A 22,359-nucleotide genomic window follows, 5' to 3' on the forward strand; every position below is an offset into this window, starting at 1 on the left:
CAAAAAGGCCGCCGACCGCGGGAAGCGGTCGACGGCCCGGAGCGCGTCGTGCGGGTGCGGCCTAGCGGCCGGGTGCGGGAGCGGTGGAGCCACGCACCACGAGCTCCGGCTCGAACAGCAGCTCGTCGTGCAGCACGCCGGCACCCTCGATCTGGGTGACAAGCAGATCCACAGCGGCCTGCCCCATCGTCTCGATCGGCTGCCGCACGGTGGTCAGCGGCGGGTCGGTGCAGGTCATGAACGCGGAGTCGTCGAAGCCCACCACCGACACGTCGGTGGGCACCGTACGACCCAGCCGGCGGGCCGCGCGGATCGTGCCCAACGCCAGGACGTCGCTGGCACAGATGATGCCGGTGACGCCCCGCTCGACAAGCTTCGTCGCGGCGACCCGCGCCCCCTCCATCGAGAAGCTGGAGCGCTCGACACACTCAGCGTCGGCCTCGTCCCAGCCGGCGGCCTGGACCATCGCGTCGAGTTTGCGCCGGGAAGGCACATGCCCCTCCGGGCCGAGCACCATCCCGATCCGCTCGTGCCCGAGCGAGCGCAGGTGCCCGTACGCCTGCTCGACGGCCACCGCGTCGTCGGTGGAGACGCGGGGGAAACCCAGCTCGTCCACACCCGCGTTCACCAACACCACCGGAAGACCCCTGTCGGTCAGCCGCCGGTAGTGGTCGTGCCGCGCGTCGGCGAGCGCGTACGAGCCACCCGCGAAGATCACGCCGGAGACCTGGTGGTCGAGGAGCATCTCCACGTAGTCCATCTCGGAGACACCGCCGATGGTCCGGGCGCAGAGAGCAGGGGTGTAGCCGCGCTGCGCGAGGGTCCCGGTGACGACCTCGGCCAACGCCGGGAAGATCGGGTTCTGCAACTCGGGCAGCACCAGCCCGACCAGCCGGGCGCGTTCGCCGCGCAGCTTGGTCGGCCGCTCGTAGCCGAGCACGTCGAGCGCGGTGAGCACCGCCGTCCGGGTCGTCTCGGAGACTCCGTCGCGGCCGTTGAGGACCCGGCTGACGGTGGCCTCGCTGACGCCCGCCTTCTTGGCAACTTCAGTCAGCCGCTTGGTCACGGGCGCAATGGTACGTCACCTGACTGAAAGAAATGAACAGCAATCCTGCCGGAATTTGCTGCCGATCTGCCGCGTCGAGCGCGGGTCACCGTCATCCCAGGTCGCGCAGAGCGTCCTCGATGGCCCTGTGGAACGTCGGATACGCGTAGATCATGTGCCTGAGCTGACTGATCGGCACCGCCGCGTGCACCGCCACCACAAACGCGGAGAGCACCTCACCACCGGCCGGGCCGACAGAGGTCGCGCCGATCAGCACGCCCTGGTCGGCGTCCGCGATCACCTTGATGAAACCCTCGTCGCCGACCTGGTGGATCCAGCCCCTGGTCGAGCTGCTCAGCTTCGTGTAGCCGACCTGCACATTGATGCCACGGTCACGGGCCTGCCGCTCGGTCAACCCCACCGCGCCGACCTCGGGATCGGTGAACGTCACCCGGGGCAGCGCACGGTAGTCGGCGCGCGGCACACTGCCCGCCGATCCGCTCGACCCGCTGGCCGCCAGTGAACTGGACGCGCCCATCGCGCCGCCGACCACGCTCGCGGTGCCGCTGGCGTCCGGCCCCGCCGTCGCGAGCCGGGCGTGCGCCAGGACATCGGCGATGACGATCGCCGCCTGGTACATGGCGATGTGGGTGAAGGCGCCCTCACCTGTCACGTCACCGACCGCCCAGATGCCGTCGGTGACGTGCAGCCGGTCGTCCACCGGCAGGAAGCGCTGGCTGGCGTCCACCCCGACCGTGTCCAACCCCAGCTCGTCCAGGTGCGCGCGGCGTCCGGTCACCACAAGCAGTTGATCGGCGGTGAACTCCGCCCCGCCGGCGCCCCGCAGGGTGAACCGGCTCCCGTCGTGCTCGACCCGCTCGGCCCGTACCCCGGTGTGGATCTCCACGCCGTCGGCGCGCAGCGCCGCGGCGGCGACCTCGGACGCCTCCGGCTCCTCCAGGGCCAGCACCCGCTCCAGCGCCTCCACCACCGTGACCCGCACGCCGAAGCGGGCGAAGACCTGGGCCAGCTCCAGCCCGATGGCGCCGCCGCCCAGCACCAGCAGCGACGCCGGCAGCTGCTCGACCTCGATCGCCTGGTGGTTGGTCCAGTACGGGGTGTCGGCCAACCCGTCGATCGGCGGCACCGAGGGACGGGTCCCGGTGCCCAGCACGATGCCGTGGCGGGCCTGGAACACCTGGTCACCGACGCGGACCCGGCCCGGGCCGTCGATCCGGCCACTGCCCCTGACGAACCGGCCGCCCCGGTCGGTGAACCGGCGCACCGCCACCGTGTCGTCCCAGGTGTCGGTGGCCTCCTCACGGATGCGCTTGGCCACCGGCGCCCAGTCCGCCTGGACCTGCGCCGTCCCGGCCAGCCCGTCGACCCGGCGTGCCTCGGCGAGCGCGTTGGCCGCCCTGATCATCATCTTGCTCGGGATGCAGCCCCAGTACGGGCACTCCCCGCCGACCAGGTCCCGTTCGACACCGACGACGCTCAGGCCCGCCTCGGCGAGACGCCCGGCGACCTCCTCGCCGCCGACACCGAGCCCGACCACGACCACATCCACCAGCTCCGGTTCCGCCACCCTGACAGCATCCCCCAGCGGCATCAGCCCAACCACCAGGGTGGGACGAAAAGTCGACTCCGCAACAGACGCGACGGCCTACGGTTACCGCATGCACGCACGCTTCACCCCGGTTCGGGACTGCTTCCACGACCTGCTCGCGACCGGGCGCGAGAGCGGCGCGAGCCTCGCCGTCTGGTACGACGGGCAGCAGGTGATCGACCTCGTCGGTGGCTACCGCGACGTGCCGGGCGGTGCGCCGTGGCGACCGGACACGCTTGTCAACGTCTACTCGGTGGGCAAGCCGGTGGCCGCGCTCTGCCTGCTGCTGCTCGTCGACCGGGGACAGGTCGACCTCGACGCGCCCGTCGCGCAGTACTGGCCGGAGTTCCGCACCCCGGCCACCGTCCGTCAGGTGCTGTCGCACACCGCCGGGCTACCGGCCTTCCCGGTGCCCCGGCCGGCCGCCGCGATCGCCGACTGGGCGCTGCTCGCCGGGGACCTGGCAGTGGCCGATCCCGAGTGGACGCCGGGCTCGACGGCAGGCGAGCACGCGTGGACGTACGGGCATCTGGTGGGCGAGCTGGTCCGGCGGGTCGACGGCCGGCCGCTGAGCCGGTTCCTGGCCGACGAGATCGCCGACCGGTGGCGGCTCGATGTCGGTCTCGGACTGGCCGAGGCGGAGCAGCGGCGCTGCGCTGACCTGCGCTACGGCGACCCGCGCTGGCCGGTCCGCAAACTCGGCGAACCGGGCTCCCTGCGGGCACGGGCGCTTGGCAACCCGGCCGGCGGGCTGGACCTGGCGGTGCTGAACAGCCCGCTCTGGCGGGGAGCCGAGATGCCGGCCGTCAACCTGCACGCCACCGCGTCCGGCCTGGCCCGGCTCTACGCCGGCCTGCTCGCCGGCGGTGTCCTGGACGGCGTCCGGCTGATCGGTGCCGAACTCGTCGCCGAGGCGACCCGGGTCCAGTACGACGGACCTGACCTGGTGCTGGACCGGCAGGTCCGCTGGACCCTCGGCATGCAGTGGGAACCGGACGGCAGCTGGGGCATGGGTGGCATCGGCGGCAGCAGCGCGTGGGCCGACCCGGAGCGGGGGTACGCCTTCGCGTACACCACTGCCGTCCTCGCCGAACACGACCGCGTGGACGAGCTGGTCGAGGTGCTGCACTCCTGCCTCTGATCAGCGCAACCAGACCGGGTCGGCGCCGGGCACCGCGAGCGGTGGCGGGTAGTCCAGGGTGCGGCGCAGCTCGTCGGGAAGCCGCCACGGCTGGTGCACGGCCCTGCCCGGCACCCCCGCCAACTCCGGCACCCAGCGGCGTACGTAGTCGCCGGCCGGGTCGTACCGCTCGGCCTGCCGGACCGGGTTGAACCCCCGGTACGGCTTGGTGTCGTTGCCGGTGCCGGCGACCCACTGCCAGTTGCCCGAGTTGTTCGCCACGTCGCCGTCCAGCAACCATCTGAAGAAGACCACCACCCCGGCCCGCCAGTCCTGCCCGAGGTGCTTGGTCAGGTAGCCGGCCGTGATCAGCCGGGCCCGGTTGTGCATCCAGCCCTGGGCCCGCATCTGCCGCATCCCGGCGTCCACGATCGGCATGCCTGTGCGTCCCTCGGTCCACGCCGACAACGCGTCGTCGTCGTAGCGCCACCGCTCGGTGGCGCCCGAGCGGTACGCCCTGGTCGAGATCTCCGGGAAGGAGGCGGTGACCTGGTAGTAGAAGTCCCGCCAGCAGATCTGCCTGACGAACGGGCCGGCCCGGTCACCGGCACGGTTCGCCACCGCCAGCGGTGACACGCAGCCGAAACGCAGGTACGGGCTGAGCCGGGAGGTGTCGTCACCTGCCATGTCGTCGTGCTGGTCGCCGTACCGGTCGAGGTCGGGAAGCCAGTCGGTGAGCCGCTTACGGGCGACCCGTTCGCCACCGACGGCCGCCTCGGGTGACCCGCCGGGCGGCAGCGCCGGCAGGCGTCCCACGCGTACCCCGTCGGGAATCGTGATCCGGCGCGGCGCGGCCAGCTCCCCGCGCCATCGCGACGCCGCCCAGGCCCGGTGGTACGGACTGAACACCCGGTAGTGGTCCCCGCCGCCGCCCGGTCGCAGGGCGCCCGGCTCGACCACGGTCAGGCCGGGAAACAGCCGCAGGTGCAGGCGGTGCCGCTCGCACTCGGCGTGCAGCAGCCGCTCCCGCCGCCGGGCGTGGTGGCTCACGTCGGCGGAGAGCGCGACTGCTGTGGCGCCGACCTCGCCGGTGAGCCGGACCGTCTCGGCCACCGGGTCGCCGTGCCGTACCACCAGATCCCCGCCACGCTCGCGCAGCTCGGTACGCAGCTCGGCGAGCGCCTGGTGCAGGAACCGCGTGCGGTTGGCCGACAGGCCGGCCAGCGCCGGGTCGAGCACGTACAGCGGGACCACCCGCTCGAAGGCCGCACAGGTGGTCGCCAGCGCCGGGTGGTCGTACACCCGCAGGTCGCGGGTGAAGAGCACGACCGCGGTGCCTGCGGTCACCGGGCCGCCGGTTGGATCGTCGGCCCGGGGATGGAGACAGGCGTACCTGTCGACGTGAGCAGGGCGCGTGCGGCCACCGCCATCCGACGCCGCTGCGGCACCAGGGCCCGCCGGGTGAAGACGTCGTAGTCCTGCGCCGCCACCTCGTCGAGGATGCCGCCGTACAGCGCGTACGCGGTGCGCATGCAGGCCTGCGAGGCGGGCGCGAGCATGGTGATGCCTGGTGCGGCGGCGGCGTAGTGCGCCTGCGCGCGGGTCACCTCGTACTCGATCAGCTCGCGGATGCGCGGCGTGCCCCGTCCCTGGTCGCGGGCCTCGAGCAGGTCGTCCCGGGTGACACCGAACTTCGCCATGTCCTCGTCGGGCAGGTAGGTGCGGCCCCGGTCGAGATCCTCGGCGACGTCCCGGATGAAGTTGGTGAGCTGGAAGGCGAAGCCGAGCTGGCGGGCCGGCTCGCGGGCCGCCGCCGGGTCGGAGCTGCCCAGGATGGGCAGCATCATGGTGCCGATGACCGCCGCCGAGCCCTCCATGTAGTCGAGCAGGTGGTCGTAGGTCGGGTACGCGGTCACGGTCAGGTCCATCGCCATGCTCTTCAGAAACGACGCAAAGTCGTCCCGGTCGAGATCGAAGATGGCGATCGTGTGCAGCACCGCCGGCAGCAGCGGGTCGTCGACCGGCGCACCGTGCAGGCCGGCCACGAAACGGCTGGCCCAGTCGTCGAGCAGGGCGGCCCGCTCGGCCGGTGGCAGGTCCTCGGTCTGGTCGACGATCTCGTCCGCGTAGCGCGTGAAGCCGTAGAGCGCGTGCACATGTCGTCGTTTCCACGCGGGGAGCAGCCGGGTGGCGAGATAGTAGGTGCGGCCGTGGCGTTTGTGCAGCTCACGGCACCGGTCGTAGGCAGCGGTGAGATCTGTGTCCACCGGCCCTCCTCAAATATCGACGCACCAATCGACGCAACTCATCACCCTAGGGTACGCTCGCACACATGGCCAACGACGCAGTTGCGGACAACGCGCTCCGCATGGCGCCAACACGGCCCGGCGACGGGGACGATCCGGTCCGTGCCGTACTGGCCGCGTACACCAATGACCTGATCACCGCGGTGGACGACACACTCGCGACCTTCCTCACCACCGAGGTCGACACCCTCGACGAGATCGACGCAGGGATGGGCGGTTTCGCTGCCGCCGCCCGCGACGCCGTCCTCTCCGGAGGCAAGCGGATCCGGCCCACCTTCGCCTACTGGGGCTGGCGCGGCGCGGTAGGCGGCGGCGAGCCGCTGGCGCCGGTGCTGCCCGCGCTCGCCGCTCTCGAACTGCTGCACACCTTCGCGCTTGTCCACGACGACGTGATGGACGCCTCCACCACCCGGCGCGGCCGGCCCACCGCACACGTGGCGCTCGCCGAGCAGCACATCGCCGCCGGCCACCGGGGCGACCCCGGCCGGTTCGGCGAGGCGGTCGCCGTGCTCATCGGCGACCTCTGCATGGTCTGGGCCGACCGGCTCCTGGCGCAGGCCACTGTCGCGCCGGGCAGGCTGTTCGAGGTCCGCCGCTGCTACGACCAGATGCGCGTCGACACCGTCGCCGGGCAGTATCTCGACGTGCTCGGCGAGAACGACCCGACCAACTGGTCGGTCGAGCGGGCCCTGCGGGTGGCGCGCTACAAGACCGCCAGCTACACCGTGCAACGACCGCTGCTCTTCGGTGCCTGCCTGGCCGGGGTGCCCGCCGACGCGGCGCTCGCCGACGCGTACACCCGCTACGGCCTGGCCGTCGGCGAGGCGTTCCAGCTCCGCGACGACCTGCTCGGTGTCTACGGCGACCCGGCCGCCACCGGCAAGCCGGCCGGTGACGACCTGCGCACCGGCAAGCCGACCGCACTGCTCATGCTGGCCCGGCAGTTGGCCACGCCGGCGCAGCTCACGGCCCTGGAGCAGGCCCAGGCGGGGCCTGTCGAGCGGCTCGCCGAGCTGGTCGCCGAGACCGGCGCCGCGGCGCGGGTCGAGCGGATGATCGCCGAGCGGGTCGGAGACGCGCTCGCCGCGCTCGACGCCGCTCCGGTGGACCGGACGGCGCGGACCGCGCTTACCGGCCTGGCCACCGCCGCCACCAATCGGCGGGCCTGATGAGCGATTTTCCCAAGGAGGGGGTCACGTGCGGACGGTGACAGGACGGACGGACCGCGTGGTGGTCGTCGGCGCGGGGCTGGGCGGGCTCGCCTGCGCGCTGCACCTGGCCGGCAGCGGACGCCAGGTGACTGTGCTGGAACGTGAGCCGGTGCCCGGCGGGCGGGCCGGACGGCTCGCGGTGGACGGCTACGAGTTCGACACCGGCCCCACCGTGCTCACCATGCCCGACCTCATCGCCGAGGCGCTCGGCGCGGTCGGCGAGGAGCTGCGGGACTGGCTCGACCTGACCCCCCTCGATCCGGCCTACCGGGCGTACTACCCCGACGGGTCGACCCTCGACGTGCTCACCGACACCACCCGGATGGCGGCCGAGATCTCCCGGGTCTGCGGCCCGCGTGAGGCCGACGGCTACCTGCGCTTCGTCGACTACGCCAGGGAGCTGTGGCGCCTGGAGCGGGCCGACTTCATCGAGCGCAACCTGGACGCGCCGACCGACCTGATCACCGGCAACCTCCTCAAGCTGCTCACCGGCGGCGCGTTCCGTCGTCTCCAGACAAAGATCAACCAGTTCTTCCGGGACCCGCGTACCCAGCGGATCTTCTCCTTCCAGGCCATGTACGCAGGTCTGGCCCCGCACGACGCGCTCGCCATCTACGCAGTCATCGCGTACCTCGACTCGGTCGCCGGCGTCTACTTCCCGCGCGGCGGCATCCACGCCGTCTCCCGGGCGATGGCCGGCGCCGCCGAGAAGCACGGCGTGCAGATCAGGTACGACACCACAGTGACCCGGGTGGAGACCGCCAACGGTCGTGCCACAGGCGTCCTCACCGCCGACGGCGAACTGGTGCCGGCGGACGTGGTGGTGCTCAACCCCGACCTGCCTGTCGCCTACCGGGACCTGCTCCCCGCCGCACCGGCACGTCGCCTCACCTACTCGCCGTCCTGCGTCGTCCTGCACATCGGTTCCCGGCAGGGATATGCGAAGATCGCCCACCACAACATCCATTTCGGACGCGCGTGGAAGGGCACCTTCGATGAGGTCATCCGCCGGGGCGAGCTGATGACCGACCCGTCGCTGCTGGTCACCAACCCCAGCCGCACCGACCCGTCGGTGGCGCCACCGGACCGGCACACCTACTACGTGCTCGCCCCGGTGCCCAACCTCGACCGGGCGCCCTTCGAGTGGCGCGGCGACCTGACCCAGCGCTACGGCGACCAGCTGATCGGCACCCTGGAGGAGCGCGGCTACGTCGGCTTCGGCGACGGCGTCGAGGTGTTGCGGGCGATCACTCCCGCCGAGTGGGCGGAGCAGGGGATGGCCGCGGGCACCCCGTTCGCCGCCGCGCACACCCTCTTCCAGACCGGCCCGTTCCGCCCGTCGAACCTGCACCGCGACCTGTCGAACGTGGTGTTCGTCGGCTCCGGCACCCAGCCCGGGGTCGGTGTGCCGATGGTGTTGATCTCCGGCAAGCTGGCGGCCGGCCGAATCACCGGGGAGGGCAGATGAGCCGCGAGGAGCACCTCGTCGAGCTGGTCGACGACGTCGGCACGGCCCACGGCGAGACGAGCGTCGCGAACGCCCACCAACCACCAGGTCAACTGCACCGCGCGTTCTCCGTGATGCTCGTCGACCCGGACGGCCAGGTGCTGCTCCAGCGCCGGGCCGCCGTCAAGACGCGGTTTCCGCTGCGCTGGGCGAACTCCTGCTGCGGCCATCCCCGCCCGGGCGAATCCCTCGCCGAGGCGGCCAACCGACGGCTGAGCGAGGAGCTGGGCGCGGGCCCGGTCGAGCTGACCGAGGTCGGCGTCTACGTCTACTACGCCGAGGACCCGGCCACCGGTCGGGTCGAATTCGAGTACGACCACGTACTGCGCGGCGAGTTCCGGCCGGCGGCACCGCTGCGACCCGACCCGGAAGAGGTGGCCGAGCTGCGCTGGGCCGATCCCGTCGCCCTGGAGGCCGAACTCGACAGGGACCCCCGGTCGTACGCGCCCTGGCTGGGCGGGGTGGTGAGCCGCCTGTTGCGCCCCCCGGGGCCGACGTCCGGCGCGTCCGGCCCGGCCGTGACCCCGGCCGGATCGTCGGCGGATGACGCGGCGGAGCGGTCGGGTGGCCGATGAGGCGCTGAGCGCGGGCGCCGTCGCACGCCGGTTGGGGGTCGCGGTCACCACGCTGCGCACCTGGCATCAGCGCTACGGGCTCGGGCCGAGCGAACACATCCCGGGCCACCACCGCCGGTACACACCGGCCGACCTGGCCCGCCTGGAGATCATGCGTCGGCTCACCGCCGAGGGGGTCAGCCCCGCCGAGGCCGCCCGCTGGGCCCGGCAGGCACCCGACCCGGTGACCCCCGACGTGATCGTGCACACCCGCATCCGCCCGCACACGCGGGACGGCGGCGGAAGCATCCCGGTGGGTCGCGCCGGCCCGGCCGCCCGCGGGCTGGCCCGCGCCGCCATGCGGCTGGACGCGGCGGCGATAAGTGAGACGATCGCGCACACCGTGGCCGCCAGCGGCGTCGTCGCCGCCTGGGAGGGCCTGCTGCGTCCCGTACTCGCCGGAATCGGCGAACGGCACGCCGCCACAGGGGCGCTGATCGAGGTGGAACACCTGGTCTCCCGCTGCGTGTCGGAGGCGCTCTCGGCGGCCAGCCGGGCCAAGGTGCCCACCGGGCCGGCCCGCATCCTGCTCTCCTGCGCGGACGAGGAGCAGCACACACTTCCCCTCGAGGCGCTGGCCGCCGCCCTGGCCGAGGCCGGGGTGAGCTACCGCATGCTCGGCGCCCGGGTGCCGGTCGCCGCCCTCGTGGAGGCGGTCACCCGGACCGGCCCCGCCGCCGTCGTGCTCTGGTCGCACATCCGGGCCACCGCCGACCCGGCCCAGCTCAGTGCGGTGCTCGCCGCACCCCGCCGGCCACTGCTCGTACTCGCCGCCGGCCCCGGCTGGAGGGCCGACACCCTGCCCGCCGGGGTGGTCCGGCCCGTCGACCTCGCCGAGGCGGTATCACTCTCCGTGGCTGTCCGCGACTCGCTGGACCAGTCCACCGAGGGATGACCGCCCTGTCCCACTCGCGGAGCGTCCACTAGCGTCGGGGAGTCCGCCTACCCCGAACCCCTCCGGGAGCGAGCAGATGCAAGCCCGCGCTGTCCTGGCGTCCGTCCTCGCCATGGCGCTGGTCTTGTCCGGCTGCGCCCAGCCGGACGGCACCATCGCACCCGTCGGCGCACCGCTGCCGGTGCAGTCGACCATGCCGCCCACCCCCACCCCCACACCGAAGCCGAGTCCGACCCGCGCCAAGCCGCCGAAGCCCCAACTGCGTCCGCTGCCGGCCAAGCTCCCCGCCGGGCTGCGACGCAACACTGGCGTACGCCCGGTCGCCCTGACCTTCGACGACGGCCCCAGCCCGGCCTGGACGCCGAAGGTCCTCGACCAGCTGCGCGCCGCCCGGGTCACGGCCACCTTCTGCGTGGTCGGCCGCGAGGCGCAACGCCACCCGGAGCTGGTCCGGCGGATCGTCCGGGAGGGTCACCAGCTCTGCAACCACAGTTGGCGGCACGACCTGGACCTCGCCCGGCGGCCGGTCGCCGAGATCCGCGCCGACCTGGTCCGCACCAACAGGGCCATCCAGGCGGCCGCTCCGGGTGCCCCGGTGGCCTTCTACCGGCAGCCGGGCGGCAGGTGGACGTCTGAGGTTCTGGGCGTGGCGAAGGAACTGGGGATGCTTCCGCTGCACTGGGCCGTCGACCCGCAGGACTGGGACAAGCCGACCGCCGCCACGATCGCCAAACGGGTCCACAACGCCGCACGTCCCGGTTCCATCGTGCTGCTGCACGACGGCGGCGGCGACCGGGCCGCGACGCTGGCCGCCTGCCCGCACCTGATCGCCGACCTGAAGCACCGCTTCGGCGTCGCCCGACTGCGCTGAACGCCTCTGACCTGCGCAAATGCGCCACCTCAGGGGTGCACCGATACCGATTTTGTCGACCGACCGGGCATCACGTATGCTTTCCAAGCCTCCGGCGGGGCCGGATGGGAGCAAGTCCGCTTGAAGTTGCGAGTGTGCAATGATGGCGGGGCCGCCCTCATCGTCTAGCGGCCCAGGACGCCGCCCTTTCAAGGCGGTAGCACGGGTTCGAATCCCGTTGGGGGCACGACCGGCGCAAGCCGGAGCAACACAAGCTAGGTCCTGTGGAGCAGTTGGAGTGCTCGCCGCCCTGTCAAGGCGGAGGTCGCGGGTTCAAGTCCCGTCAGGACCGCAGCGCCGACGCCGCGCCTCGCGCGGCGTTCTGCGTATCGGAGCGTGTGACCCTGCCAACGGTTCGTCCGGTCGGCGGGTAGCATGAGCCGAGCGACACGGCCAGGTAGCTCAGTTGGTACGAGCGTCCGACTGAAAATCGGAAGGTCGGCGGTTCGACCCCGCCCCTGGCCACATAGCCTTTCGCCGGGCTACAGAGGTCCCCACCAGCGGAAACGCAGGTGGGGATCTTGCTTTTCGCCCCTCATCGGGCAGCTAGCGGCGTTGCTCGCGGCTGACCTCTCCTGGCCCCCACGGCCGCACCTGGCACCTTCTGTGGTCCCGCTTCCGAGCCACGATCGGCAACGATGGGCGGATGGCACTGAAGTCGTGCACCACCGACCCACCCGGGGAGGCAGGGTGACTGAGCGCTCGCAGCAGGAGCGGGGCCGGTGCCCCGTCTGCAAACGCGTCGTAGCCCTCAGCGCCGACGGAAGAGCTGCGCGGCACAACGGCACCATTCGCGCCTACGCCCCTCCAGAGGAGTGCCCCGGGGGTGGACAGGGGGTGGAATCGACGCGGTCATGAGCGACAGCGCAGCCCTGCGCCATACCGACTGAAGCCGCACGGTGCCCGGTTCGTCCGGACGGGACGCGTCCTTCGCGAGCGGTCCGCAGCCGGGCGCGTCCTTCTCCGAGCAGAGGGCCGTGCCGCACCACTCCCGCGCCCTATGGCTTGACGGTCAGCTATGGCAAAATCACCTAGAGTGTCGGTGCCGTGACGATGGCGGACTCGTCGCCTGCAAGGGGGATGCATGTCGGGGAGCGGACCAAAGTGGCTGAGCCCATCCGACCCCTGGCACCACTCGAAGCCCTGGTTCGACCGGGCTCTCGCCTACGCGCGCGCCGCCGGCTGGTGGTACCGGAAGGCTGGAGGCTCCGGGCACATCCACGGCACCGCCTTCTGCCAGCCGCCCGACGACCGGGCCAACGCCTGCAAGTACATCGTGTTCTCCACCGGGGGCGGCGGCGAGTCGGCGGCACGCGAATTCGAACGTCTGGTCCGCAGGTGTCCCCACAACACCGGAGTGGTTGTCGGCGTGGTGGCCGAGGCCGCCGCCCAGCTCGACAAGGTCGAAGCCCTCTGCCGAGGGGCGGCGGCGCTCCTCGAACGATCGACGTACGAGCAGGACGCCGCGGCACTGTTCGACAGGGCGGAGCAGTTGTTGGCCGAGGCCGGCGACGCGGCGTCCGAAGTGGACGAACTACTGACGGCAGCCTTCGACATGGAGGAAGCCGCCCAGGCGGCGGGTGCGGCCGCCGAGGAGTCTCTGGGCGAGGCGGCCACACCATTGAGGGAGCCCGGCCAGCTATTGGAGCTGGCCGATGAGTCGGCCCTGCAGGTCAAGGATTCCCTCAGGCAGGAGACCGAGTCGGTCGAGGTGCGCGGTCTGAAGAGGCGGGTACGGGAGATCCGTACTACCATTCGGTCCCTTCGAGCACGTTTACCCGATAGGTGACGCACCGAAGCGATTGCTTGACGTAGGGTGTTGGCAGATGGCAACACCGGCCCTATGCTAGAGCTCAGAGGACGAGCAGGTGGGAGAGGCTCATGATCCGTATCCCCCTTCGTGTCAGCGGCGTGAATCTGGACGACGACGGCACCCTTGAGCTGCTGGGCGAGCATCTTTCCGATCTGGCCTGGTCGGAGCGCGACGGTGGCGTGGTGGCAACCTTGCACACATCGGCCACCAATCCGGTCGCCACCGCCCTGGCGGCGGCCCGCCGGATAACTCACGCGCTGCCCGGCGCGGAGGTATTGGATGCCGATCAGGAGTTGGTTTCCACATCTGACATCGCTCATCGACTCGGCGTATCGCGGGAGGCTGTGCGGCTGTGGGCCGAGGGGCTGCGCGGTCCGGGTGGTTTCCCGCGTCCGCTCGGGACGATCGGAAACGGCAAGTCGAAGGTGTGGCAGTGGTTCGCGGTCAACTCCTGGGTGCAGGAGCACTACCACATCGGCGAAGATGAGCAGCACCTCTCGGCTCAGCAGATCGCGGAGCTGAACGCCCATCTTTTGAAGGTGAAGCAGCCCATCGATGACGAGTGGGAGGCCGCCGCGTCGTACGAACGCAGCGTACGACCGCCGGCCGAACGGGGCGAACACTTTCACGTGCTCCTGGAGCAACTCGACGAGGAGATCCTCGCCTCACGCGCAAAGGGTCACATGCATTGGGCGATCAAGATGGGCGACGACTGGTCGTCCTGGGTAGCCAGGTATCCGCACCAGGACGCGGCTTCATACATCGAGGTTTCCCCCGGGCAGGAACAGGTTGAGGAATTAACGTGAGCAATGCGCCTGAGGTTGAGGCCGCTCTCGTCGAGTCCTCGCCAGCTGTCGACTCTGAGGATGCCCTCAGGGACCTTGTCGCCCGCACGGACCTGCTGGACGTACGAGTGACCAAATGGCATGCCGAACTGTTGACGGAGAGTCCCGTCGAGGTGGGCGAGCTCAATCTCAAGGTCATCAGCGCCTTCCGCTATCGAGGCGATGGGTTCGACACCCGATTCACCGTCGATGCGCCGCTGTCGTCGCCGACCGACGATGAGGAGGTCGCCTCGATACAGATGCAGATCGTCGCCACCTTCTCGCTGGCGGAGGGCGGCAGGCCAGACCGGCTGCTCATGCGGAAGTTCATGGACCAGGTCGCCTTCTTCGTTGTCATGCCGTTCATTCGTGAGGGGCTGCACTCGCTGTCGATGCGCATCGGCCTGGAGCCCATCACCCTGGGCTTGCTCCACCAGGGCAAGGACACGCCCAGTACGGCCTGGAGCAAGAAGCGCGGCGTCTCGACGGTGAGGGGTTCCGCCGAGGCCGAGTAGCTGTCCGGGAGCTCGCACAGGGCGTCCCCGGGTGCCACGTCAGCGCCGAATTCGATCACTGATCTCGGTGTCCCTGCTGGCGGCGCTGCGCCACGCCGCCCTGGATCGCCTCCCACACGCTGCGTCCGGCCTGCCACAGGGTCTCCCCCGCCTGCTCGGCGAGCTGCGCCGCCGTGTGCGCCCCACCGGCCAGGCCACCGCCCTGACCATCGTCACCGTTGCCGGACGACCCGGTCCCGGTAGCGGACGTTGCGCCGGGTCGGTCGCGGGACTCGCCGGACGGCGGCTGCCCGGGCCGCTGAGCGCTTGCACCCGCACCGGTCGGCTGTCGTCCCCCACCCTGCCCCTCTGGCTGTCGTCCCTCCGCGCCGGACCCCGATCCCTCCGCACCGCCGGGGCCACGACCCTGCGCCCCGCCCGGGGCCGGGCCGCGATCGTCCGGACCGGCGGATCCCGGTCGCGGCCCCTCCGGACCGCCGGGCCTGGAGGCAGCACCGGTCGCCGCAGCGCCGGGCCTGGCGGCGGCGCCGGCATCCGGTCGTACCTGTTCGGCCGGACCCGGGCCACCGACACGCGGGCCGGGACCACCGGTCGCCGGCGCCGGTCGTCCGGACATGGACGCGGCCTGGTCGGCGACAGCACCCACGCGCCGGCCGGGTTCGTCGAGTACGGAGGCGGAGCGCCGGGCCGACGCGGCCACCTCGGCGGCCCTGGTCAACTGGTGTTCGCTGCGGCTCACGTCGTCGATTGCCGTGCCGGCCGACCGGGCGAGCATCTCGATGATCTGCGGGTTGTTGTCGATCGTGTCGAGCGCCCGGCCCAGGACCGTCACCAGCTGCTCCAACCGCACCCGCAGTTGCGCCTCGGCGTGCACCCCGTTGATGTCCAGCTCGACACCGCGCAGGTGCATCCGTACGCCCGCGTCGATCTGGAGCAGATTGGCCAGCCGTGCCCGCAGGGAGAGGTCGGCGTCCAGCCCGTCGACCGCCAGCCGGATCGAGTCGACCGACACCCTCGGAATGTCCAGCAGGACGTCCGGGTCCTTGTCGCCGACGTCCCGGTCCGGCTTCTGCTGCTGCGTGCTCTCGCTCATGATCTCCCGCCCCGCCGCACACCTACCCGGTCGTCCGGGTCGTCCGGCGCGGTTACCCGCTTTCCGGCGGTACATCCCGTCGGTGACGGCCCAGCGACCGACTGTCGAGAACCGGCCGGCCCGAAAGCTGCACACGCGGGCATCAGCCGGTATGGTCCGGGCCTATGGGACAGGAGATGACTGATCCGGCCGACATCCGGCAGGACGCGGAGCGGTTCTCCTTACGGTGCAGCCTCCTCGTCCCCGGCTCCGCCGAGCACGCGTTCGCCGTGTTCACCGACGAGCTGACTGACTGGTGGGTCACCGAGTACACCTGGTCGGGCCCGGAGTCCCTGGCCGAGCTGGGCATGGAGCCGCGGGCCGGCGGGATGCTCTACGAGATCGGCCCGTACGGTTTCCGGTCCGACTGGGGCCGGGTGCTCACCTGGGATCCGCCCCGCCGGCTGGTCTTCGCGTGGCAGATCGGCCCGGACCGGGTTCCCGTACCGGATCCGGCCCGGGCGAGTGAGGTGGAGGTGCTGTTCCTCCCGGAGGGGGCCGAACAGACCCGCGTCGAGCTGGAGCACAGGCACTTCGACAGGCACGGCGAGGCCGCCGAGGGGTACCGCAAGGCGCTCACCGCCGGCTGGCACGAGTTGCTGAGCCGCTACCTCGCCTCGGTGTCGCGCCGGCACCCCGAGACGTCCGCCTGACAGCTGTCAGCGGCCGAGCCGCCGGGCGACGGCGGAGCTGCCGTTGAGGTTCCGACCGCCCAGGTCGGCGCGACTGCCGGCCTCGGCCCCGGAGCTGAAGCCGGTGCCGGCCAGCCGGCGCGGCGGTGCGGTACGCAGTCGCGGGTACTGCTCGGCGAGCCGTCGTTGCACCCGATCGGAGCGGTCGGCGAGCACCAGCGCCACCGACGGGGTGCCCGATCCGCTGACCGCCGCCGTCTCGGCCGCCGCCGTCTCGGCCGCCCGGAGCCGGCCTCCGATGACCTCCGCGAAGCCGGCCAGCCACGAGCGGCGGAAGGCGGCCGGGTGGTCGTCAGCCGGCACCGGCGTGGCCGCCAGGCCGTGCGCCGCCTGCACGAGCAGTGAGGTGAAGAGCAGGTCGACGCGTTCCAGGTCGCTGGCGAAGCCGAACAGGTGCAGCGCGAACCCGTTGCCCTGCCGGCGGCGTACGCACCGGCAGCGCAGCGGCTCGGCGACCGCGGCGAGCAGCCCTACCTTGTCGCGGGCGTACGGGGCGACGATGTCCAGCACCCGGTCGCCGACCGGGTCGGTGGCCGGGTCACGGGCGGCGAGCAGGGCCCGGTCGACTCCGTAGCGGGCGATCAGGTCGGTGGCCTTGGCGGTGAACGCGGCCGACTCGGCGGGCGTGCAGGCCGGGTCCTCCGCCTGGGCGAGCAGCTTGCGCACCTTGCTGAGCATGACCTCGGACATGCTCCAGAGCTATCACACGGGCAGGACAGAACGGGGACCGCGCGGGCATTGATCGATACGTATCATCGTCACGGTCCGCTCGGCTGTCCGATACGGACGGTCAACTCACCACCATCGGAGGAACGCATGTCATCCCCGACCGCTCGCCTGCTCGCCGTCGCCACGGCCACCGCACTGCTCGCCACCGGTGCGCCGGCGCGGGCCGCGCAGACCACCCCGGTCACGCCCGCCGCCCCCGGGACGAACCTCTTCGCCACCCAGGCCACCTGCTACGGCGGTGCCGTGCGGTCGTTCTTCCAGACCGGCGGCTACGGCGGCCAGGCCGGCACCTACCGCACCACAACCCGCTGCCGGGACATCAACGTCCGCAACGCCAGCGCGTACGGCACCGACGCCTGCGTGATCTTCGTGGACAAGACGAGCGCCTGTAACTACTGGACCTACCTGCCGGCCAACTCGGGCTGGATAACCGTCGCGACGAACGTCCGCGACGGGGTCAACTTCCGGGTCCGCTTCGAGAACCTGCGCTACGAGTACGAGCCGCTTGTGGCGTACCACGCGTTCTGAGCCGCCCGCGCCCGGCGCGGCGTCCGACCCCCCGGCGGACGCCGCGCCCGCCGCACGTCACCCCGCGCGGCTGCGCAGCGTGGCGATCGTCGAGCCGGCGAGCGTGAGCAGACAGTCGGGCAGCTGCCCGTCCGCGACTGCCGCGCCGAACAGGGCCTCCCCGGTGGGTACGTCCCGGTTGGCGTACGCGCTGACGAAGCGGGCCACCCAGCGGGTGTCGTACTCCGCCTGGTCGATCCCCGGGAACTCCAACGCGGCTCCGCCGCCCGGTGGCGGATCACCGACCATCGTCGCGGCCAGGCACCAGGCGACCCCGTACGCGCCGCTCAGGCCGGCCCGGTCGACGACCGCGTCGAACGCTCCCACCACCGCGTCCTGGTCCCCGTCCAGCGCCGAACTGAGCACGGCGGCCGCGTCGTCGAACGTCTGCTGTGGTAGGTCGGTCACGCAGCGCACAGTACGAGGGACGGTCAAGGCCACCCAACACTCGTCACTCTCCGTGTTCAAGGCGGGCGACCTGCGCTTTACGCCACCTCCACGGTCCCGCCGCCGGGCTGGGCACGCTAATGTGCGCAGCGGACCTTCGCCGGAGGAAGGACGACCATGCTCGTATCACGCCGCTCGCGGGTGGCCACACTGGCTGCCTGCGCGACGATCCTGCTCGCCACAAGCGCTTGCGGGGATGACAAGGCCAACGAGGGAAGCGCCCAACAGGTGCGCCTCTACGGCACGGACGGCAACATGCTCAACTCCTATCCAGCGGAGTTGAAGGAACGCGCGAACCTCGTCGACGGGATGAAGGGAACCACGCCCCTCACTCCTCTGCCCGAGGACTTCAAGAGCCGGCTACGGTCCGTCAATCCGGCGCTGACGGACTACCTGTACTCCGCCGAGACGTACGACGCGGTGGTGATCGGGGTGCTGGCCGCCCAGTTGGCCGGCAGCACCGACCCGGCGGCCATCGCCAAGCAGATCGTCGGCGTGACGAACAACGGCCAGCGCTGCGAGGACCCGGCCAGCTGTCTCGCGCTGGCGCGCAACGGTCAGGACATCGAGTACCGCAGCGTGTCGCTGACCCGGGCGGGTTTCACCGACAAGGGTGAGCCGGCCACCGCGAGCTACGCCACGCTGACCTTCGACGGGCAGCAGATCAGCGACGGCAAGACCGAGTTCGTCGGGGCGGGCATCGAGTCGGCGGCGAGCACCAAGACTCCACCGAAGCCGAAGAAGCAGCGCCCGGGCGCCAACCCCGACCAGGAGCCGCTGATCCTGGGTGGGCTGCTGCCCAAGACCGGTGACCTGTCGATCGCCTACCCGCCGATGGCCGCCGGCGCGGCACTGGCGATCAAGGAGATCAACGCCGCTGGCGGCGCGCTCGGCAAGCCGGTCACCTGGATCGACGGCGACGACGGCACGAACCCCACGGTGGCCAAGGCGACAGTGGCCAAGCACGTGGCGGACGGCGTCAGCCTGATCATCGGCGCGGGCGCCTCGGGCATCTCCCGGGAGGTGCTGCCGGACGTGGTCGAGGCCGGGAAGATCCTCTTCTCGCCGTCCAACACCGACGCCAGCCTCACCGACGTCGAGGACAAGGGCCTCTACTTCCGTACCGCCCCGCCGGACAGCCTCCAGGGTCGGGCGCTTGCCGACGTGATCCTCCGCGACGGATCGCAGAAGATCGTCATCGTCGCCCGCAAGGACTCGTACGGCGAGGGCCTCCAGGCCACCGTCCGTGACGAACTGGAGAAGGCCGGCATCCCCGACGACCGGCTCAAGCTGATGACCTACGACCCACCGGCCGACGCGAAGGCGGCCCCTGTCGACTTCGGCGGTGGCGCGAAGGAGATCAAGGAATTCGGCGCGGACGCCGTGCTGATCATCGGCTTCGGTGAGTCGGCGCAGGTGATTCGCGGATTGGCCGACAACGGGGTCCAGTTCCGCAGCTAGCACTTCCGCACACTCGAACGGCCGCACCGGCATCCCGGTGCGGCCGTTTCGTCGTCCACGCGTCACCGCGTACGGCGTCGCTCCAGAAACTCGGTCATCCGGCGGCGCTTCTCGTCGTCCTCGAAGAGCACCGCCTGGCTGACCAGGTCGAGTTGCGGATGCGCGGCGGCCGGCGCGTCCACCGCCAGTTTGGTCAGGCGCAGGGCCAGCGGCGAGCCCAGGGCGATCTCGTCAAGCAGCAGGTGCGCCACCTCCAGCAGCTCGGCAGGCTCGTCCACCACCCGGTTCACCAGGCCGATCCGCAGCGCCTCGTCGGCGTCCACCCGCCGGCCGGTGAACAGCAGCTCCTTGGCCCGGCCCTCGCCCACGAGGGCGGGCAGCCGGTGGGTCGCGCCGGCGCCGGCCAGGATGCCCAACCGCACCTCCGGCTGACCGAAGACCGCACGCGCCGTGCACACCCGCAGATCGCAGGCGTACGCCAGCTCCGCGCCGCCGCCCAACGCCGGGCCGTCCACTGCTGCCACGGTCGGCATCGGCAGTGCCCGGATCCGGGCGAACGCCGCCGAGTTGATCGCGGCGAGGGCGTCGGTGCGGCCCCGTTCGCGGAGTTCACCGATGTCCGCGCCACCGGCGAAGATGCCCGCCGTGCCGCCGGTGAGCAGCAGCAGCCGTGGCCGGGCCTCCAACTCGGCGCAGACCTGGTGCAGCTCGGCGATCAGGTCGGCGTCGATGGCGTTGCGCTTCTCCGGCCGGTCCAGGGTGACCACCAGCCGGTCCGGCCGTTCCTCGATCCGCAGACCACTCACTGCTTGACACCGCCTTCCCAGCGGTAGAAACCGTGCCCGGACTTCTTGCCCAGGCGCCCGGCGGCCACCATCTCCTCCAGCAGGGGCGGCGGGGCGAACCGGTCCCCGTACGCGGCCTGGAGGGTGCGGGCGATGTCCAGCCGCACGTCCAGGCCGACGAGGTCGGTGAGTTCCAGCGGGCCGATCGGGTGCCGGTAGCCGAGCACCATTGCCTTGTCGATGTCGGCCGGGCTGGCCACCTCGTCGGCGACCATCCGGATCGCCTCCAGCCCGAGGGTGACACCGAGCCGGGAGGTGGCGAAGCCGGGCATGTCGCGTACCACGACGGGGTCCTTGCCCAGCCGGCCGGCGAGCGCGACGGCCGCGGCGGTGGTCTCCTCGGCGGTGGCCGGGCCGACCACGATCTCCAGCAGGGCCATCGCCCACACCGGGTTGAAGAAGTGCAGTCCGAGGAAGCGCTCGGGTGCGTCCAGCCCGGCGGCCAGCTCGCCGATGGGGATGCTCGACGTGTTGCTGCCCAGCAACGCCGGGTCCAGCGCGGCGGCGGCACGCAGCACCGAGCGCTTGAGGTCGAGCCGCTCGGGCACCGCCTCGACGATCACCTCGGGGGCGGGCGCGACGTCGGCGACGCTCTGCCGCAGCGTGATCCGCTGCCGGTTCGCGGCGGCCTCGTCTGCGCTCAACTTCCCGCGCTGCACGGCCCGCTCCCACAGGTCGGCGAGCCGGTTCAGTGCGGCGGCGCCCCGCTCGGGGTCCACCTCGACCAGTTCCACGGCGTGCCCCGAACCGGCCGCCACGTACGCGATGCCCAGCCCCATCGTGCCGGCACCGACGACAACGAAACGATCGCTCATCACGCCTCCCTGTCCCGCCCGGCGGCGCGCGGGGTCCCCGCCACGCCGGCCCGGGTGATCCGCCCGCTCCACTCGCTCATGGTGCGACCCTATTCAGCGCGAGGACCCGGCCCATGCGTGGGGGAGCGTGGGATCGGGTACTGACCAACGGTCAACCGAGGGAAGGACCGCACCGACATGAGCCAGGCACCGGAGAGCGTCACCGACTCCGAGATCGTGGAGACCCGGGGCGACGAGCGGGTGGAGTTGCTGCGCGCCGACACCAACAACGACGGCAAGACCGACGTGTGGGTGGTGGACACCGACGGCGACGGCAAGGCCGACCTGTTCCAGTTCGACACCGACGGTGACGGCAAGGTGGACATCACCATGGTCGACATCGACGAGGACGGCCAGCCGGACGAGGTGGTCGACGGCGACGGCGGCCTCCCGCCCGAGCAGCTCCCCCCGACCGTCCAGGTCTGAGACGTACGACGGCCCCCCGCCTCCGCCCCGGAGCGCGGGGGGTCGTCGCCTCAGTCGGCGAGGCGCAGGGTGGCGAGGTAGTAGGGGGCGTCCCGGTCGTCCACATCGGTGAGTCGCCATCCGCTGCCGTGCACCAGGCCGGCGAACTCGTCGGCCGAGCAGACCAGGTAGTCGAACCATTCGGTGCCCAGTTCGCGGTAGCGCAGCCGCAGCCTGAGCTGGCCGCCGAGCCGACCGCGCCGCCGGTTGCGCTCGTGGTAGGCGGTGTGCAGCGGGTCGCGGGTGCCGTACGGGTCGGTGCCGTGCGCGATGATCTGCGCCCCCGGCCGGGCCAGGGCGGCGAGCGCGGCCAGGAACCCGGGTGCCCGGTGTCGGCCCTCGAAGAGCCCGAGGTTGTTGCCGAGCAGCAGGAACGTGTCGTACCGCTGGCCGTCGGCGACGTGGCTGTCCACCGTGCCGTGCACCAGCCGCCGCACGCCGCGACGCCGGCTCACCTCAAGCGCGCCCGCCGAGGTGTCCAGTCCGGTCACCGGTACGCCGCGCTCCTGGAGCAGAAGGGCGATCCGGCCGGCGCCGGTGCCGACGTCCAGGGTCTCGCCCCGGACGCGGTCCACGGCCCGGTGGTCGTACGGCTGCCAGTCGGCAGGCCCGTCCAGGTAGTGCGCGGCCGGCGCGCCGTTGATCAACCCGTCGTCGCGTTCGATGATCTCGATGACCGGTCGGGGCAGCCGGCCGCCGACAAGCGGTCGAGGACCCACCCCGGTGGCCACGGCGAGGGTGTCCCGCAGCAGTTCACCGATCACGTCACCGATTTGAGGCTCGCCCGTCACGACGTTC

Annotated in this window: 23 protein-coding genes and 3 tRNA genes; 16 read left to right on the plus strand and 10 right to left on the minus strand. The window is 71.7% G+C overall.

Features of this window, described 5'->3' with window-relative positions; all coding sequences use genetic code 11:
* Positions 1–61 precede the first annotated feature (61 nt).
* Positions 62–1,066 carry a LacI family DNA-binding transcriptional regulator gene (locus ACZ6N8_RS05540; protein ID WP_387116731.1) on the minus strand — a complete coding sequence of 335 codons (1,005 nt, stop codon included), beginning with the start codon at positions 1,064–1,066 and terminating at the stop codon, positions 62–64.
* A gap of 91 nt (positions 1,067–1,157) precedes the next feature.
* Positions 1,158–2,633 carry a dihydrolipoyl dehydrogenase family protein gene (locus tag ACZ6N8_RS05545; protein ID WP_466007783.1) on the minus strand — a complete coding sequence of 492 codons (1,476 nt, stop codon included), beginning with the start codon at positions 2,631–2,633 and terminating at the stop codon, positions 1,158–1,160.
* Positions 2,634–2,724: 91 nt separating this feature from the next.
* Between ACZ6N8_RS05545 and ACZ6N8_RS05550 the strand changes: the two genes are divergently transcribed.
* Positions 2,725–3,795 carry a serine hydrolase domain-containing protein gene (locus ACZ6N8_RS05550; RefSeq protein WP_466007785.1) on the plus strand — a complete coding sequence of 357 codons (1,071 nt, stop codon included), beginning with the start codon at positions 2,725–2,727 and terminating at the stop codon, positions 3,793–3,795.
* Here the strand turns inward: ACZ6N8_RS05550 and ACZ6N8_RS05555 are convergent, their stop codons facing one another.
* Both ACZ6N8_RS05555 and ACZ6N8_RS05560 read right to left on the minus strand, forming a co-directional pair.
* Positions 3,796–5,121, minus strand: coding sequence for a cryptochrome/photolyase family protein (locus ACZ6N8_RS05555; RefSeq protein ID WP_466007786.1), 1,326 nt, complete (start codon positions 5,119–5,121; stop codon positions 3,796–3,798).
* Positions 5,118–6,041, minus strand: a complete 924-nt coding sequence (locus ACZ6N8_RS05560; protein WP_466007787.1) for a phytoene/squalene synthase family protein — start codon at positions 6,039–6,041, stop codon at positions 5,118–5,120. The genes ACZ6N8_RS05555 and ACZ6N8_RS05560 overlap by 4 nt, the downstream gene beginning before the upstream one ends.
* Positions 6,042–6,106: 65 nt before the next feature.
* Between ACZ6N8_RS05560 and ACZ6N8_RS05565 the strand changes: the two genes are divergently transcribed.
* The 11 genes from ACZ6N8_RS05565 (at position 6,107) to ACZ6N8_RS05615 (ending at position 14,369) form a co-directional block, all read left to right on the plus strand.
* Positions 6,107–7,249, plus strand: a complete 1,143-nt coding sequence (locus ACZ6N8_RS05565; RefSeq protein WP_466007788.1) for a polyprenyl synthetase family protein — start codon at positions 6,107–6,109, stop codon at positions 7,247–7,249.
* 28 nt (positions 7,250–7,277) lie between these two features.
* Positions 7,278–8,759, plus strand: a complete 1,482-nt coding sequence (gene crtI, locus ACZ6N8_RS05570) for a phytoene desaturase family protein (RefSeq protein ID WP_466007789.1) — start codon at positions 7,278–7,280, stop codon at positions 8,757–8,759.
* Positions 8,756–9,373, plus strand: a complete 618-nt coding sequence (gene idi, locus ACZ6N8_RS05575; protein WP_466007790.1) for an isopentenyl-diphosphate Delta-isomerase — start codon at positions 8,756–8,758, stop codon at positions 9,371–9,373. The genes crtI and idi overlap by 4 nt, the downstream gene beginning before the upstream one ends.
* On the plus strand, positions 9,363–10,307 hold the full coding sequence (locus ACZ6N8_RS05580; protein ID WP_466008316.1) for a MerR family transcriptional regulator: 945 nt from the start codon (positions 9,363–9,365) through the stop codon (positions 10,305–10,307). Before idi ends, ACZ6N8_RS05580 begins: the two co-directional genes overlap by 11 nt.
* A 76-nt stretch (positions 10,308–10,383) precedes the next feature.
* Positions 10,384–11,178 carry a polysaccharide deacetylase family protein gene (locus ACZ6N8_RS05585; RefSeq protein WP_466007792.1) on the plus strand — a complete coding sequence of 265 codons (795 nt, stop codon included), beginning with the start codon at positions 10,384–10,386 and terminating at the stop codon, positions 11,176–11,178.
* Between the two features lie 153 nt (positions 11,179–11,331).
* Positions 11,332–11,404: transfer RNA gene (locus ACZ6N8_RS05590), tRNA-Glu, on the plus strand.
* A gap of 31 nt (positions 11,405–11,435) precedes the next feature.
* Positions 11,436–11,509 (plus strand) — tRNA-Asp (locus ACZ6N8_RS05595).
* Positions 11,510–11,608: 99 nt separating this feature from the next.
* Positions 11,609–11,682: transfer RNA gene (locus tag ACZ6N8_RS05600), tRNA-Phe, on the plus strand.
* Between the two features lie 619 nt (positions 11,683–12,301).
* Entirely contained in the window at positions 12,302–13,006 is a 705-nt protein-coding gene (locus ACZ6N8_RS05605; protein WP_466007794.1) for a hypothetical protein, read from the plus strand.
* Positions 13,007–13,098: 92 nt separating this feature from the next.
* Positions 13,099–13,836, plus strand: a complete 738-nt coding sequence (locus ACZ6N8_RS05610; RefSeq protein WP_466007795.1) for a helix-turn-helix transcriptional regulator — start codon at positions 13,099–13,101, stop codon at positions 13,834–13,836.
* On the plus strand, positions 13,833–14,369 hold the full coding sequence (locus ACZ6N8_RS05615) for a hypothetical protein (protein ID WP_466007797.1): 537 nt from the start codon (positions 13,833–13,835) through the stop codon (positions 14,367–14,369). Before ACZ6N8_RS05610 ends, ACZ6N8_RS05615 begins: the two co-directional genes overlap by 4 nt.
* Positions 14,370–14,424: 55 nt before the next feature.
* Here the strand turns inward: ACZ6N8_RS05615 and ACZ6N8_RS05620 are convergent, their stop codons facing one another.
* Positions 14,425–15,462 (minus strand): hypothetical protein, encoded by a 1,038-nt coding sequence (locus ACZ6N8_RS05620; RefSeq protein ID WP_466007798.1) that lies wholly within the window; start codon positions 15,460–15,462, stop codon positions 14,425–14,427.
* A 164-nt stretch (positions 15,463–15,626) separates the two neighbouring features.
* On the opposite strand from ACZ6N8_RS05620, the gene ACZ6N8_RS05625 reads away from it, so the two are divergent.
* On the plus strand, positions 15,627–16,154 hold the full coding sequence (locus ACZ6N8_RS05625) for an SRPBCC family protein (RefSeq protein ID WP_466007800.1): 528 nt from the start codon (positions 15,627–15,629) through the stop codon (positions 16,152–16,154).
* A gap of 6 nt (positions 16,155–16,160) precedes the next feature.
* Here the strand turns inward: ACZ6N8_RS05625 and ACZ6N8_RS05630 are convergent, their stop codons facing one another.
* Complete coding sequence (locus tag ACZ6N8_RS05630) at positions 16,161–16,883, minus strand: DUF2786 domain-containing protein (protein WP_466007801.1); 723 nt, start codon at positions 16,881–16,883, stop codon at positions 16,161–16,163.
* Between the two features lie 126 nt (positions 16,884–17,009).
* Between ACZ6N8_RS05630 and ACZ6N8_RS05635 the strand changes: the two genes are divergently transcribed.
* Positions 17,010–17,450, plus strand: a complete 441-nt coding sequence (locus ACZ6N8_RS05635) for a hypothetical protein (protein WP_466007803.1) — start codon at positions 17,010–17,012, stop codon at positions 17,448–17,450.
* A 57-nt stretch (positions 17,451–17,507) separates the two neighbouring features.
* Here ACZ6N8_RS05635 and ACZ6N8_RS05640 read toward each other — a convergent pair whose 3' ends face one another.
* Positions 17,508–17,897 carry a hypothetical protein gene (locus tag ACZ6N8_RS05640; RefSeq protein ID WP_466007805.1) on the minus strand — a complete coding sequence of 130 codons (390 nt, stop codon included), beginning with the start codon at positions 17,895–17,897 and terminating at the stop codon, positions 17,508–17,510.
* A 156-nt stretch (positions 17,898–18,053) separates the two neighbouring features.
* Between ACZ6N8_RS05640 and ACZ6N8_RS05645 the strand changes: the two genes are divergently transcribed.
* The gene (locus ACZ6N8_RS05645; protein ID WP_466007807.1) at positions 18,054–19,397 is read left to right on the plus strand and encodes an ABC transporter substrate-binding protein; all 1,344 of its coding nucleotides are present in this window, start codon (positions 18,054–18,056) and stop codon (positions 19,395–19,397) included.
* 62 nt (positions 19,398–19,459) lie between these two features.
* Here the strand turns inward: ACZ6N8_RS05645 and ACZ6N8_RS05650 are convergent, their stop codons facing one another.
* Both ACZ6N8_RS05650 and ACZ6N8_RS05655 read right to left on the minus strand, forming a co-directional pair.
* Positions 19,460–20,203, minus strand: coding sequence for an enoyl-CoA hydratase/isomerase family protein (locus ACZ6N8_RS05650; RefSeq protein ID WP_466007808.1), 744 nt, complete (start codon positions 20,201–20,203; stop codon positions 19,460–19,462).
* Positions 20,200–21,057 carry a 3-hydroxyacyl-CoA dehydrogenase family protein gene (locus ACZ6N8_RS05655; RefSeq protein ID WP_387116784.1) on the minus strand — a complete coding sequence of 286 codons (858 nt, stop codon included), beginning with the start codon at positions 21,055–21,057 and terminating at the stop codon, positions 20,200–20,202. The genes ACZ6N8_RS05650 and ACZ6N8_RS05655 overlap by 4 nt, the downstream gene beginning before the upstream one ends.
* 177 nt (positions 21,058–21,234) lie before the next feature.
* Here ACZ6N8_RS05655 and ACZ6N8_RS05660 point away from each other — a divergent pair, with 177 nt between their 5' ends.
* Positions 21,235–21,522, plus strand: a complete 288-nt coding sequence (locus ACZ6N8_RS05660) for a hypothetical protein (RefSeq protein WP_030491406.1) — start codon at positions 21,235–21,237, stop codon at positions 21,520–21,522.
* Positions 21,523–21,572: 50 nt separating this feature from the next.
* On the opposite strand, the gene ACZ6N8_RS05665 is transcribed toward ACZ6N8_RS05660, so the two are convergent.
* On the minus strand, positions 21,573–22,352 hold the full coding sequence (locus ACZ6N8_RS05665; RefSeq protein ID WP_387116787.1) for a class I SAM-dependent methyltransferase: 780 nt from the start codon (positions 22,350–22,352) through the stop codon (positions 21,573–21,575).
* Positions 22,353–22,359 lie beyond the last annotated feature (7 nt).

This window comes from Micromonospora sp. NPDC047521, from assembly GCF_055587305.1.

Coding starts and splice junctions, on each gene's coding strand:
- ACZ6N8_RS05625 (WP_466007800.1), top strand. CDS start 15,627: ATGGGACAGGAGATGACTGATCCGGCCGACATCCGGCAGGACGCGGAG.
- ACZ6N8_RS05655 (WP_387116784.1), bottom strand. CDS start 21,057: ATGAGCGATCGTTTCGTTGTCGTCGGTGCCGGCACGATGGGGCTGGGC.
- ACZ6N8_RS05620 (WP_466007798.1), bottom strand. CDS start 15,462: ATGAGCGAGAGCACGCAGCAGCAGAAGCCGGACCGGGACGTCGGCGAC.
- ACZ6N8_RS05645 (WP_466007807.1), top strand. CDS start 18,054: ATGCTCGTATCACGCCGCTCGCGGGTGGCCACACTGGCTGCCTGCGCG.
- ACZ6N8_RS05630 (WP_466007801.1), bottom strand. CDS start 16,883: ATGTCCGAGGTCATGCTCAGCAAGGTGCGCAAGCTGCTCGCCCAGGCG.
- ACZ6N8_RS05610 (WP_466007795.1), top strand. CDS start 13,099: ATGATCCGTATCCCCCTTCGTGTCAGCGGCGTGAATCTGGACGACGAC.
- ACZ6N8_RS05565 (WP_466007788.1), top strand. CDS start 6,107: ATGGCCAACGACGCAGTTGCGGACAACGCGCTCCGCATGGCGCCAACA.
- ACZ6N8_RS05660 (WP_030491406.1), top strand. CDS start 21,235: ATGAGCCAGGCACCGGAGAGCGTCACCGACTCCGAGATCGTGGAGACC.
- ACZ6N8_RS05635 (WP_466007803.1), top strand. CDS start 17,010: ATGTCATCCCCGACCGCTCGCCTGCTCGCCGTCGCCACGGCCACCGCA.
- ACZ6N8_RS05550 (WP_466007785.1), top strand. CDS start 2,725: ATGCACGCACGCTTCACCCCGGTTCGGGACTGCTTCCACGACCTGCTC.
- idi (WP_466007790.1), top strand. CDS start 8,756: ATGAGCCGCGAGGAGCACCTCGTCGAGCTGGTCGACGACGTCGGCACG.
- ACZ6N8_RS05605 (WP_466007794.1), top strand. CDS start 12,302: ATGTCGGGGAGCGGACCAAAGTGGCTGAGCCCATCCGACCCCTGGCAC.
- ACZ6N8_RS05585 (WP_466007792.1), top strand. CDS start 10,384: ATGCAAGCCCGCGCTGTCCTGGCGTCCGTCCTCGCCATGGCGCTGGTC.